The organism is Candidatus Falkowbacteria bacterium, from assembly GCA_018674305.1.
Classification (GTDB): Bacteria; Patescibacteriota; Patescibacteriia; order UBA11705; family JABHMO01; genus JABMRF01.
This window is the reverse complement of record JABHAL010000010.1, coordinates 123,451-136,974: the sequence shown is the minus strand read 5'-3', so window position 1 is coordinate 136,974 and position 13,524 is coordinate 123,451. Positions and strand designations below refer to the sequence as shown.

8 protein-coding genes are annotated in these 13,524 nt (G+C 37.8%); all 8 read left to right on the top strand.

The features are described 5' to 3' along the window. Positions 1–359: 359 nt before the first annotated feature. The 8 genes from HN643_04470 (at position 360) to HN643_04435 (ending at position 13,397) form a co-directional block, all read left to right on the top strand. Entirely contained in the window at positions 360–914 is a 555-nt protein-coding gene (locus HN643_04470) for an RNA polymerase sigma factor (GenBank protein MBT7500894.1), read from the top strand. A 106-nt stretch (positions 915–1,020) separates the two neighbouring features. Next, positions 1,021–2,340 (top strand): hypothetical protein, encoded by a 1,320-nt coding sequence (locus tag HN643_04465; GenBank protein MBT7500893.1) that lies wholly within the window; start codon positions 1,021–1,023, stop codon positions 2,338–2,340. Positions 2,341–2,588: 248 nt separating this feature from the next. Then, entirely contained in the window at positions 2,589–6,878 is a 4,290-nt protein-coding gene (locus HN643_04460; protein MBT7500892.1) for a hypothetical protein, read from the top strand. 440 nt (positions 6,879–7,318) lie between these two features. After that, positions 7,319–7,993 carry a tetratricopeptide repeat protein gene (locus HN643_04455; protein ID MBT7500891.1) on the top strand — a complete coding sequence of 225 codons (675 nt, stop codon included), beginning with the start codon at positions 7,319–7,321 and terminating at the stop codon, positions 7,991–7,993. Positions 7,994–8,012: 19 nt separating this feature from the next. Continuing rightward, positions 8,013–9,638: a hypothetical protein gene (locus HN643_04450; protein ID MBT7500890.1), complete on the top strand. Its 1,626-nt coding sequence runs from the start codon at positions 8,013–8,015 to the stop codon at positions 9,636–9,638. Positions 9,639–9,987: 349 nt separating this feature from the next. Beyond that, on the top strand, positions 9,988–10,284 hold the full coding sequence (locus tag HN643_04445; GenBank protein ID MBT7500889.1) for a GIY-YIG nuclease family protein: 297 nt from the start codon (positions 9,988–9,990) through the stop codon (positions 10,282–10,284). A 209-nt stretch (positions 10,285–10,493) separates the two neighbouring features. Continuing rightward, complete coding sequence (locus HN643_04440) at positions 10,494–11,207, top strand: hypothetical protein (GenBank protein MBT7500888.1); 714 nt, start codon at positions 10,494–10,496, stop codon at positions 11,205–11,207. A gap of 93 nt (positions 11,208–11,300) precedes the next feature. Continuing rightward, positions 11,301–13,397: a hypothetical protein gene (locus HN643_04435; GenBank protein MBT7500887.1), complete on the top strand. Its 2,097-nt coding sequence runs from the start codon at positions 11,301–11,303 to the stop codon at positions 13,395–13,397. The last annotated feature ends 127 nt before the right edge of the window (positions 13,398–13,524 follow it).

The window sequence follows — 13,524 nt, the reverse complement described above, 5'->3', positions numbered from 1 at the left end:
GTTTGTCTACACTAGTGTATACAAACGTTCTGTATTTAGTGTATACAAGTACTATAATATTGTCAATAGTCATTAATGATTTAAGTTGTTAGAGCGAAGATTAAAGTTAATAGACCTAGAATGATTTAATTACATATTTCAATTGAGTCTTAAAACTTCAATCTTAAATCTTATTTAGCTCTTTACAAAATAGTATATTTACTATATAATTTTGAACAGTTAATTAGCTTCTGGCTGATTAATCTAAACACTCTTTGGGAAGCCGGTACTTGGTATACGGATTCATGTTTTTGTATATCTAATACTTATAATACTTACTTCCAGATTGTAACAAAATTAAGCTAACGACGTCTTAATAAATGAAGAAACCCTCATTAAAAGAAAAGTTCCTGATATATCAGGTTCGACAGAATAAGGATGCAGAAAGTTACGGCCAGTTGTATGATATCTATGTGGACCGCATCTTTAGATTTGTCTTTTTTAAGGTCTCATCCCAAGAAATTGCGGAAGATATTACTTCTGAAGTTTTTCTGAAGACCTGGGAATATATCAACAAAACTAATCGCAAGATTGGTAATTTGAATGCCCTATTGTATCGAGTGGCCAGAAATGCGGTGATTGATCATTATCGGATCAAAAGCAAAGACTTTATTGGCACTGATGAAGAGTACATGGAGCGTATTAAGGATGATCGAGATTTAGAAACCGAGATCAGCGTGAAGCTGGAAATTAAAAGCATTGAAAAACATTTGGAGAAATTGAAGGATGATCATAGAGAAGTTATTGTGCTTAAATATGTTGAAGAATTTTCCATAACCGAAATTGCCGAGATTTTAGACAAAAGTAAAGGTAATGTTCGAGTAATACTTCATCGAGCATTAGCTGCGCTAAAAGATATTGCTGGTGAACAATAGTTTACGGATTACGGATTTGTACGGATGTACAGATCTATCGAGAGATGTTAATAATGGTCCCCAAGTTAATCCGTAAATATGTATCAATCAGTAATCCGTACATCATATGGATAAAGTTGTTGAACAACTTAAGGATTTGAAAAGTGTAAAACCAAGAAAAGACTGGGTCAAGACTCAGCGCGAACTTTTGTTATCTCAGATAACGAGTCAAAGCGCTAGTCGACGCCAGTCTTATTTTATTAATAGCTGGTTTTTGTTTAAATCAATGCTACCAGGAAGTATGTTGCGATTTGTAGCTAGACCAGTAGGTGTTTTGTCAGTAATTTGTTTATTTATTTTTAGTACGGGTATTTTGGGTGTAAGTGCTTCAAAGGGTAGTTTGCCCGGTGATTTCCTTTATTCAGTGAAGCTAACCAGTGAAAGAGTCAAAGTTGGCTTTACTGCCGTAGGGGAAAAACAAGCAGAACTGCATATGCAGTTTGCGGAAGAGCGAATTAAAGAGATTGAAGAAGTAGTAAAGACTGAACCAGTTCTGTCAATTAAAAAAGCCAAGGTTAAGGTGGCCGTTGATGGTTTAACCGACGAAATGAAAAAAGCTACTGAAACTTTAGGTAAAGTAAAAGAAGGAAACAAAAAAGCTCAAGCAGTTGTTGATTCAGCTAAAAAGGTTGATGAAAAAACAGAAGAGATCAGTGAGAAGCTTAAACAAACACAAGAAGAATTAGGAGAGGATAAGGATTTGGTAGAGACTTTAGAGCAGGCAGTAGATGCTACTGATGAAACAGGTGTTAAGGCCGTTGAGGTAATTGTTGATAAACTTGCTGGTGGTGAAGTGACATTGTCAGAAAAAGATTTAGTTGATGTAATTGACAGTAAAATAAATAAAGCAAAAGAAGATATCAAAGAAACTCAAGAAAAGGTTGATGAAGTTGAACAAAGCGCTAAGGATGCCGAGAGTGGCGCGGTGGTCGTTAACCAGGAAGAAGAAACCGAACAGTCTGAAGAAACAGCTGAAACCGAAGAAGTTAATATAGATGAAAATGCTGAGGATGAGACTGACGGTGAAGAAGGAGAAACAGAAGTTTCAGACGAGGCTCCAGTTGAGCAAGAGTCAACCGGAACAGTTAATGAGATGGTTGAAGAATTAAAAGGAAAACAAGGTGAAGCTGAACAAGCATTAACTGATGCCAAAGATTTATTAAATCATGGAGATTTAGCGTCAGCCTTAGAAAAGATACAACAAGGTGCTGAAATTACACGAGGTACAGATGAGGATGTAAAAACTCTTAATACTGCTATAGAGGGTGAGGTTCAGGATCAAATCGATGAAGCTGCCAGAATTGAAGAATTAGAAGACTTAGAAAATGAAGAAGTAATAGAAATAGAAGCGACAGAAGAAGTGACTGATGAAGAAAGTCAAAATTAAATTAATCTTAGAAAAATACAATTTAAAATATAATTAATTAATAATATATAAATAAATCCTAAAGAAACTCTCTTTGGGTTGTAGTGGTCTCAAAGGTCGAGTTCTGATGACACGGATTTGGGGGTTACCCTGAGTCTGTCGAAGAACGTCTACTACATAATAAAGAATATAATATTGTCAGTGTTTAACAATTGATTCTATAAGAATTAATTTGCTAAACATTTGACTAACGGAGAATTAAAAAATTTATGAGAAAAGTCTTTATTTCATTTGTTGTTTTTACAACAATTTGTTGGACGGTTGGAATCGGTGCCTTTATTCCAGTTGCATCAGCTGCTACATTGTCAGCTGGCGATTTGATTAAAGCAAGCGGCGCTGCAGTATATTTTTATGCTGCTGATGGTGGACGCTATACTTTCCCAACGCAGTCTACTTACATGACTTGGTATAATGATTTTAGTAGTGTTGTTCCTGTCACTGACGACGAACTAGCTGCTATCGATCTAGTGGGTAACGTAATGGTTCGCCCAGGTACTAAGTTAGTTAAGATTACTACAGTTCCAAAGGTTTACGCTGTTGGTCCAGAAGGTGCGCTTTACTGGGTAGAAACAGAAGCAGCTGCTAAAGCTCTTTATGGTGATAACTGGTCATCAATGGTTATTGATGTTCCAGATAGTTTATTCACCAACTACACTGACAGTGGTGTTGCCTTAGATGGTACTGTTTATCCAGAAGGTCAATTGGTATCTCCTGCAGATTCAGCTGATACATACTATGTAAATGCTGATGGTTCATGGAGTCTAGTTGCTGATGAAGCAGCTTTCAATGCCAATAACTGGGACTGGGATTTTGTACTTGAAACAAGCCTAGCTATGGGAACTGCTGGTGCTGATGTTACTGCTATGGTTGATTCATATATTGATGTTTCACAAGGTGGTGGTGGAGGTTCTGGTACAGTTGTAGCTTCTGGTGATCTTTCAGTTTCATTGAACTCTGGTAATCCAGAAGGACAGTACGTTTCAAAGGGAGCACAAAATGTCTTATTTGCAAAATTTGACTTAGGTGTTTCTGGTACTGTTGAAATTGATAAAATTGTTTTACAAAGAGCTGGTTTAGGTTATGATGCTGATCTTGGTACTATTCGTTTATACGATGGTGCTACTCAGGTTGGTAATGATCAATCATTGAATACTACTACTCACAAAGTAACTTTCAAGAACTTGAATTGGACAGTTAGTGCAGATACAGTTTTATCTGTAAAAGCTAACATTGATGCTGCTCCATCTGGTACTAATGACTACTTATCAATAGTAGAAATTGATGCTAATGATGCAGGTGTTACAGGTTTACCTGTAATTGGTAATGCAATGCAATTCTCAAACTTAAGCGTTGGTGTATTAAACGTCGCTTCTGTTGCTGGTTCAGCTGCAGTTATTTCAGGTGAAGCAGAAGTAGAATTAGGTTGTTGGAATTTTAACACTTCTTCAATTGAAGGATTCCACATTGATTCATTAATGCTAACCAATATTGGTAGCGCATCTTCAGGTGATGCTTTGAATTTTTACCTAAAACAAAGTTCAAACAAAATCGAAGGTTCTGACACTGCAGCTATGGCTAGCAATGGTACAGTTACTTTTGATTTAAGTGCAGACCCATATTTCATCGACCTAAGCAAGACCAAGAAAATCTGTGCTTACGGTGATATTGCTGCTGGAATCACAGTTTCCAAAACTTTGATTTTCCAGGTTGCAGAAACTGGTGACGTTGCAGCTCGTGGTGATAGTTCAGCTGGCCAAGTATTAATTACTACTGGTGGAACAACTTTCTCAGCACAATCTGCTAAGACTAATACTATTGGTCAAGGTAGTGCAACTCTAACTCAAGATTCAGCTTATGCTCCAGCTGCAGGCACTCTTGTTAAGGGTGTTGAAGGTAATAAACTGGGAGCTTATAAGTTAACAGCTGGTTCAAATGAAGGTGTAAGAATGACTAGATTACGAGTTATTATGGCTGGTACTGCTGGTATTGCTAACACTGATTTTGCTAACTGGATGTTGTATAAGATCGTTGATGGTGCTGAAGTAGAAATTCCAGTTTCAGGTTCAGTAAGTAGTTTTACTGTATCTTTTGAAGATACTACTGATGGGCTACTTGATGTAGCTAAATCAGATAACGAAACAGTTGTTGTTCGCGCTGATGTAAGTACTTCATTTGCTGGAACTGAAACAGGTGTTCACGCTTACGTTGGTGATAATGGTACAACCAACACATTAGTTAGAATTAAAGGACTTGATTCAGATGAATATGTTACCAGTGGTGTAACTTTATCTGGAGTAGCAACTGGTAATGCACAAACATTTGAGGGTGCTGCAAACGGTTCTTTGGTTGTTTCTAAGGCTGCTTCTTCTCCAGGTGCTACTAATGTTTCTAAGGGAGCAAAAAATGTTCACTTTACAGACATTAACCTTTATTCAACTGGTGAAGACATGCTAGTTTCAGAATTAGTAATTACAGGTACTGCTTCAACAGATCTTTCTGATGATGTAGATACTGTATACTTGACAGACGCAAATGGTGATCAGATTGGTTCAACTTGTAGTGCGTTTACTAGTGGTACTACTACTGGTGAATGTAGCTTCAGTTTTGAATTAGACGTACCAAAAGAAGAAAACGTAGTTGTTAGTGTTTATGGAAACGTTTTGGATGGTGCTACAAGTACTGATACTGTTCGTCTAGATATGGATACTGCTGCTGATGATATTACTAGTACTGGTGCATTTTCTGCTGCTGATATTACAGAGACAGGTACAGCTGTTGGTAACGTAATTACTGTAACTGCTCCAACAATCACAGCTTACATGGGAACAGCTCCAGTTGATGGTACATATGTTCAAAACGCTAATGATGTAACATTAGGTAAATTGATCATGCAAGCAGGTACTGCTGAAGAGATTAAAGTTACTTCTATTCAGATTTCAGCTGATGACCTTACTGGTATCACTGGCGCTTCAGTTGCAAGCGCTACCCTTACTAGTTTCAAATTGATCGATGAAGATACTGGTGCACAGTATGGTTCTAATTTGAATCTTACTGACGGTGATACTGCTGAGGATTCTGCTACTTTCTCAGGAATTGATAATTTAACAATTCCTGCCGGTGGTACAGTTCGAATTAATGTTGTTGCTGATATTACTGGTAGTACTGCAGGTCCTTGGTTTGTTGGTGTAGAAACTCCAACTGCTGACATTGTAGCTACTGGTCTAGCTTCAGGATATTCTTTGATTGCTGCTGATATCAATGGTGGTGTAACAACTGCTATTGAAAGTTCAGAGGCTACTGTAGCTTCTGTGGGAACATTGAAGATTACTGCTGCTTCTGGTAGAGCTTCTGCTGCACAGTATGTTGCTGGTGCAACTGGTAATAGTCTAATGACTTACAAGTTACAGTCAACAAACGAAGAAATTGATGTAACTGAACTATACATCGCTACAACTGGCGCAACTGCTAGACAGGATGTATATCGAGTTAAACTTTACCTTGACGGTGTATTGATCGGCGATGCTGGTGGATATTCACTAGACACAGGTGGAGATGCTAAAGTTGTCTTAACTGCTGGAACTTTGGTTGTACCAAAGAGCCCAGAGTACAAGAACCTTGATATTAAGGTAGACTTTTCAGCTAAAGCTGACTTATCAGACGGTGCTACACTAGAAATTGGTCTAGGTGATGTAAATGGTGTTGATGCTGAATGGGGCGCAGCAGGTGTTGCTGCCGCTGGTAGTTACAAGATGGTAGCTACAGGTGTTAGCTCAGGAACAGTATTGACTGAAACAACTATCGACTCACTTGGAACAAATGCTGGTAATGTTATTGCTAGTTATGTTAACTATTTATATGATGGTTTACTAGTAGTTTCAAAGAATACTGCTAGCCCAAGTGGTGTAACCACTGGATCTGATGATAGTGAATTATTAGCTATCGATCTATATGCTAATGGTGATGAAATTACCATTGGTGTTCTAGAGTTCTGCTATACTGGTGTTGCGGGTAATGCTGATCCTACTGGAGATCTTATCTTAAAGAGTAGCGATTTGCAGACCACTTACGGTACAATCACTCCAGCTGAGTTTGTCCTTTATTGGGATGATATTGGTGGTGATGGTGCAGATGTAGACCTATCTGTTCCACTTAAGACTGGTGTAGACGCTGGTGAGCAGTGTTTCTCATTTGGTGATACTGACTACACGGATGTGGTTCCATATGTTACAGGTGATAATGAAGATAGCATTGGTGAATATATGGAAGAACTATCATCCGAAGTGAAGGTTCCTCAAGGTGAAACTATAACTTTGAAATTGATTGGTGATACTACTGGTTTCACTACCAATGACTCATTGAAGATTACTGTTAGGGAAAATTCAACAGCCGTAAACGCGGTAACAGCAGCCGGTGTCATCTGGGAAAATTCAGGTGGTACAGACGTAGACAATGCGTTAACAAAGAATCTACCAGTTGCTGGTGGAACATTGACCTACTAGGTAATTACTCAGATATTGAAAAGAGCCCCCTTCGGGGGGTTCTTTTGTTTGTGAGGATATCGGATTTGTCCCGAATATAAACATAGGCCGCCTGGCCCTGGAACGGCCAGGCTATTTACGACAAAGGCTCCTAAACGAGCCTGAAAATTTTAGCCTCGTTTACGGGGGTTTTAATCACTAGCCCCGACGTCACGTCGGGGCGGCCCCTGAAGAGTAACTGTTCGGGGGTTCTTTTGTTTGTGAGGATAGCGGATTTATTCCGAATATAAACATAGTAGGGGCTTGCCCTGAAGTCATACGTAGTATGTACTTCGGGGGACTTTTAATTTTTGAAGATATTTGCTATAATTGCTATAGATATTAAACAAGGGAGAAGATGGTAGAAGAAGATAACTTTTTATATGTTATCCCCTTTATCCCCTTTATCCCCTATAAATATTATGAAGTTTATTTCCAGAAAAACAGGGGGGGTAGTAGTAGGATTAGTGATAATTGCCGTTATTGTGGTAGGAGTGATTATGTTTAGTCCAAATCAACCTAGTTCAGAAGTCGCGGAATTAGTAAAGATTAATAATACAAGAGAGCTCACAGCATCAGAAATAGGTGATTTGGCAGAAATAAAAGTGTTGTTGAGCGCTAATATTAATGATGATCAAGGATTGCTGATGCTAGCAATGCTAAAGCAAACTTTGGGAGATCATGATGGAGCTATTGAGCTTTATGAAATATTACACGGATTCCGTCCCGATGAGATTACGCCTTTGCAAAATATGGCGACGATTTATTTTGACACTGGAAAGTATGAATTGGCAGAAGAATTACAATTGAAGATTTTGGATATTAATTATAAATGGGCAAACTCATATCGAGAGTTGATGTCTATTTATCGGTATCATTTGAAAGATAGAAGAGAAAAAATAGAGCCACTTTTATTGTACGGTTATGAAAATTTTCCTGAAGCTAAACAAGATATGATTTCTCAGTTAGCTTTGTATTATGATATTTTTGCAGAGGATTATACCAAGGCTCTGAGATACTATAATGAACTGTTGCCATATGTGCCAAATGACACTGAAGTTTTGCAACGAATCCAAGAACTTAAAAACCTAAAATAAATAAGAAATAAAACAAAATATGATCAAAGAAAAAGTTATCTCATTATTGATAGTAGTCGTTTTGTGTTCACCTCTTTCTGTATTCGCTGCCACTGAGTCTACAGTTAGTATGAATAATCCTAATTTGGATGTGTATTTTTATGCTAATACTTTTGATAATTTACTGTTGGATTTTACAGTGGATTTGCCTGAAAATAATACGCTTAATAGTTTGGTTGTGCGAAATAGTGGTACTGCAAAGTCAGGACTAGAAATTAGTGGACTGTCTTTGTGGCAGGACGGTGGTAATGTTGGCTTTGATGGTTTTGCGGTTGACGAATTATTGGCTAGTGGAACATATGATCAAGACAGTGGGAATTGGGCTTTTACAGACATATCTCAGGTTGTGTCCAGTGGAGAAAATAGGTTTTTTGTTTCAGCGGAAACTCTGAAAAATGGAACTGTGAACAGATCTTTTGTTTTTTATCTACCTGGGTTTAGTGATCAAAATAATGACGGACTTTATGATTCTGGGGATCGTGGTATGTTTTTCGAAACTAATCTAAGTTTGCCCAGTGCCGATTTACAAATAGTAGGTTCTTCTAAATATAATACAGTAGCTGGAGATCCTTGGGCTCCAGTGGCTGCTATCACCAACTTGGTGGATGGGCAGACTCTTGATGTCGAGACATTCACAATCACTGGTGAGGCCAAAGATCAGGGTGGTTCTTTTTCTGCTGATACTCAGATTTGTATCGATGCTGTATGTGAAGCTGTTACCAATACTGGATCATATAATAGCACTTGGACATATGATTGGGGTGGATTGGAAACAGGCGCTTATGAGGTTTATGTTAAGTCTACGGATTTCAATGATAATACCTTCACTTCAGATACAATCACCGTAAATGTTGATTTAGAGGTAGCTGTTGTTGAACCAGAAGAAGTAACCCCAAGTGAAGCTGTTTTTTCAATGGAAAATTCAACCGTTATTCAAGATAAAGATTTCGCTGTTGCCAATGGCGTTGATTATATTAAATTTGATGTAACTGTTAATGATTCTAATAATGAGCCAGTTAAAAATACAATAGTTTATTTTAATGAAATTCGCGAAGATGATGGGCCAGTAATCTTAAAATCAAAAGTCACAGATGCTGATGGTATGGTTGATTACAAAATGCGAAGCACAAAAGCTGGCGATCAATTAGTTAGTATTACCACCGAAGATGGGGATACTGTGAAAGAACAGTTTACAGTTAATTATTCTGAAGTAACTTTAGACATTGATTATACTTCCGGTAAATGGGTCAAGCTAGCTGAAAAGACTGCAGTTTATCATTTAGATTCTAATAACATTCGCCATGCATATCCTACTCAGTCGATTTGGGAAAGCTATTGGGAAGAAGATTTTTCTTTTGTAGAAACGATTGATGTAGATGAAATGGCCAGTTATGCCCTTGGTCGCAATGTACCATTTAAATCTGGTGGTTTAATTAAAATTCCTTCAGTTCCAAAGGTTTATTACGTTTCCCAAAACGCTTCAATCCATTGGGTGGCTGATGAAGCAACTGCAAAGTCATTGTATGGTGCGAATTGGGCTAGTACAGTTAAGGATTTACCAGAATCATTTTTTTTGGATTATAGTGTTGGTGGGGGTATCGAATAAATAGTAAATGATAAATAGTAAATAATAATCTTTCAGAAAAGTTACTTTTAACTTTATAAACCTGCCCGCAATGCTTCGCATAGCGGTGCAGGCGGGCTTTTTAACTTTTAACTAAGTAAGTTATCCACAGGTGAATAAAGCTTGTCGAGACAACTCGTCAGGCTTTTTTGATTTTAAAAAAACGCCTTGAAAAAATGGGATAAATCTTGACGAGGTAGGTCGACAGAATCTCTTTGTTAATTCCTTTTTGGGCTGAGATAATATAGGTGAGAAAGTGGTAACACCCTCTTAAGCGTCATTGCGAAGCCTGAGTATACAGGCTGAAGCAAGCTCATAAAACAAACTCCGTATGAATCAAAAACATTATTATGTTTATATCTTGGCGAATAAGTATAATTCGGTGCTTTATGTGGGAATGACTAGTGATTTGCGTAACCGTATGTATCAGCATAAAGAAAAAGTGTATCCGCGTTCTTTTTCTGCCCGTTATAACATTAATAAATTAATGTACTATGAAGTTTTTGAAGATCCCTGGTCTGCGATTTGCCGTGAAAAACAGCTAAAGGCAGGTTCAAGTTTAAAGAAACGAGCTTTGATTGAGCAGGAAAATAACGCATATGAAGATTTATCGATGGAGTGGTTTTAGGCGATTGCGTCGTACTGCTTCGTTTCCCTCGCAGTCCTCGCAAGGACATTAGAGTGGCTTGCCGTCATGAGCGGCACTGAAGTAGCACACTCCCAAGCGTCTTACGAAGCCTGAGTATACAGGCTGAAGCAAGCTCATAAAGTCTTACTGATCATAATTAAACATAACTAATCTAAGCTGAATAATTAATTAACTTAAAAAAAGTTTTTATGAAAAAAGAATCGACCTCCGCCAAGGCTCCTGCGGACAAGCAAACAAAAGATGAGTCAAAAAAAGACCGCAAACCTTTGCGTCAAAAAGGAGGCATGTACTTCCATTGTGGGGCAATTATTGGTCGCAAAAATGTATTTGTAACTGATCAGTATATTGACCTACTGGTTAATGCCTTCAAAGCCACTGAGTTAAAAAAAGATGTTAAAAATTTAGCTTTCGTGGTAATGCCTAATTATTTTTACTGGATTTTCCGGTTAAGTGAAAACAAAGACAATCCAGTAGAGATTTACGGTGAATTAAAGGGAGATGTAGCGAAAGCTATATTGGAAACACTGCAAGAGGAGTCTAAAGGTGAAGCTCACCAGTTGGCTGACCTATTCAAAGATAATGAGCGGGTTGGTCGAACAACGGCAGAGCGTTTGATTTGGACTTTTGAAGAGTATGGTAAACAATTTGAAACTTCCAAGCGATATAAGGTGTGGACACCAAAAACTGAAATTCGTTTGATTGACACTGACGAAATATTACAGCAAAAATTGACGGTAATTAAAAAAGCGCCAACGCTTGAGCGATGGCAAATGGCTAAAAAATCAGAAGATTATCCTTATCTGTACATTGCGGATGAACTGCAAGAAATTGATACTAACAAATTGAAAATAGCTGATTTTTTGCCAATAATTAACATTGAAAGTTCACAAGTAACAGCTTAGTTTAGTTATTCTTCGTAAAGTACGGAGTTAACTAATTAATAATAGAGCTGGGAGTTAATACTTTAGTGTTGCTCCCGGCTCTCTTTAAAAAATATGAAATATCTTTTATGTATGTTTGTTTTAATTTTGTTAACAATTCCCTTTGATTTGTATTGTTATAAAGCTAATGCAGCTTTGGTTAGTAATAATATTTCTCACAGCGAAGTTGATCAGTTTATTGTTTTGAATTGTCAGACTGATGAATGTCAGGGGTGGTTTAGTGAGTTGATTTTGAATATGAATGAGGAGGGTCAGGAGGATTTAGCTGAAGAACCAGATTTATCGTCTGCTGACGAAGAAGCTGGTTCATCCCCCTCTACTGCCTCTGCTGAAGCTCCGGCAGTCAAGAAAGAGGAGGGTAAGGAGGTTGAGGATGAAGAACCGATTACCTATCTGCCCGGTCAAGTTTTAATTAATGAAATAATGTCGGCCCCGCTTCCTGGCGACCCGGAGTGGGTTGAGTTATTCAATAGCACAAATGAACCGATTGATCTGACAAATTGGGTTTTACTTGAAGGTGCAGGCAAGCAAACTCAGTTAACTGGTCAATTAAGTGCTGGTGATTATATTGTCTTTGATAAATCCAGTCTGAATAATGGTGGTGACAGTGTAGTTTTGCAAGATCCAAGTGGACAAGTAATTGATCAAGTTAGTTACGGTGATTGGAATGATGGCAATGTTAATGATAATGCACCTGCTGCAGAGTCTGGTAATTCGTTAATCTGGCATGAATCTGAGTTTAAGCAAAGTGAGACGGCGACGCCAGGGCAAATGAATATTTTTTATGAAAAAATTGTTGAGATAGAAGAAGACTCTCAAGTTTCAGTTGAAGAGCCAGAAATTCCAGCTGTGGTTGAAGATTTAGTTGTGCCGGAAGTTCCGTTATCTCAACCTGAAATTGTGGTTGATTCGCCTGAAGAACAACCTGAGCCCCAAGTTGTCTATCAATTCTCGGATAAAGTTATTATTAGCGAATTTATGGCTGATCCTGAAGGCAGTGACGATGAGGAATGGATTGAACTTTATAATGCAAGTGACGAAGACCTTAATTTGCTAGGCTGGAGCTTGGATGATGCTGAAGGTGGAAGTAATCCCTTTGTTATCAAAGATAATTTAATAATAAAATCTCAGGACTATTTAGTTATAAAAAAAGAAGAGTCAGGCTTAGTTTTGAACAATTCCTCAGATTCAGTGCGTTTACTTGATCCTAATTTAAAGTTGATCGATCAATATGAATACCAAAATCCAAAAACTGGCAGTAGTTTTAGTTGGTTTGAAGATGGTTGGTTACAAACTTCTGAATTAACGCCAGCGCAAGTAAACGAAAAGCCAGTTTTGCAAACAGCGAATTATAAACCGGTCAGTCAGGGCCAAGGTTCATTTTATAAAACTGTGACTATTGAACAGATTAAAGACTTGAAAAAGGGCAGTAAGGTCAGGATTCAAGGAGTAGTGACAGTTCTACCAGGAGTCTTTGGTAAAAACTATATATATGTTAATGGTTTGCAGGTATATTATTCTTCAGCTGATTGGCCAGAGCTACAAATTGGAAATCAAATTGAAGTTAGTGGTAGTGTTTCTGAAAGTTATGGCGAAAAAAGAATTCTTGTTAAAGCTCAAGCAGATATTAAGGTTCTGGAACTCCAAACTGAAGTTGTGCCCCTTGTGGTTAAAAGTTTAGAGCTGACAACTGATTTAGTCGGTTCCTTGCTTCAGGTTCAAGGTAAACTTGTGAGTAAAGAAGGCAGTAAATTGATTATGGCTGATGATTATGGTGAGTTTACAATTTATCTTAAACAGGGAACAGGAATTAGTGGAAAAGTGTATAATCTTGGTGATAAGCTGGAGATTACTGGTGTTTTGGGCCAATATAATGATCAATTGAGGGTGATGCCTAGGAGTCAGGATGATATGATTAATCAAACTTGGCAAGCGGAGCCAGTCGTCGGTAGTTTGCAGGTCGAAAATGCTGTGGTTTCGCCCGGTTCAGCGCGTCGTAGGACCTTTTGGTTTCTGGGTTCTGGTGTGATAATAACCGCGCTAGCCAATCTATTTATTTTGTGGCGGAAGCGTTGGAATGTTATTAATTTTGTAGACAAGTTGGTACACAAAAAGGAGTATAAAGGCGCTATTGATTTTAAGCAAAATTAAAGAGTATTCTAACTGTGTATAAACTTTGTTCAGTTTGGAAAATTGTGGTATAATATCACTGAAATTAATATCATCTTGAATGCAAAGTCAATTCAGGAAAATTTGGAATAGCTTTTTCAATAGACTA

Excerpts from the sequence above, each read along its gene's own strand:
- HN643_04470 (MBT7500894.1), top strand. The coding sequence starts at position 360 with ATGAAGAAACCCTCATTAAAAGAAAAGTTCCTGATATATCAGGTTCGA.
- HN643_04465 (MBT7500893.1), top strand. The coding sequence starts at position 1,021 with ATGGATAAAGTTGTTGAACAACTTAAGGATTTGAAAAGTGTAAAACCA.
- HN643_04460 (MBT7500892.1), top strand. The coding sequence starts at position 2,589 with ATGAGAAAAGTCTTTATTTCATTTGTTGTTTTTACAACAATTTGTTGG.
- HN643_04455 (MBT7500891.1), top strand. The coding sequence starts at position 7,319 with ATGAAGTTTATTTCCAGAAAAACAGGGGGGGTAGTAGTAGGATTAGTG.
- HN643_04450 (MBT7500890.1), top strand. The coding sequence starts at position 8,013 with ATGATCAAAGAAAAAGTTATCTCATTATTGATAGTAGTCGTTTTGTGT.
- HN643_04445 (MBT7500889.1), top strand. The coding sequence starts at position 9,988 with ATGAATCAAAAACATTATTATGTTTATATCTTGGCGAATAAGTATAAT.
- HN643_04440 (MBT7500888.1), top strand. The coding sequence starts at position 10,494 with ATGAAAAAAGAATCGACCTCCGCCAAGGCTCCTGCGGACAAGCAAACA.
- HN643_04435 (MBT7500887.1), top strand. The coding sequence starts at position 11,301 with ATGAAATATCTTTTATGTATGTTTGTTTTAATTTTGTTAACAATTCCC.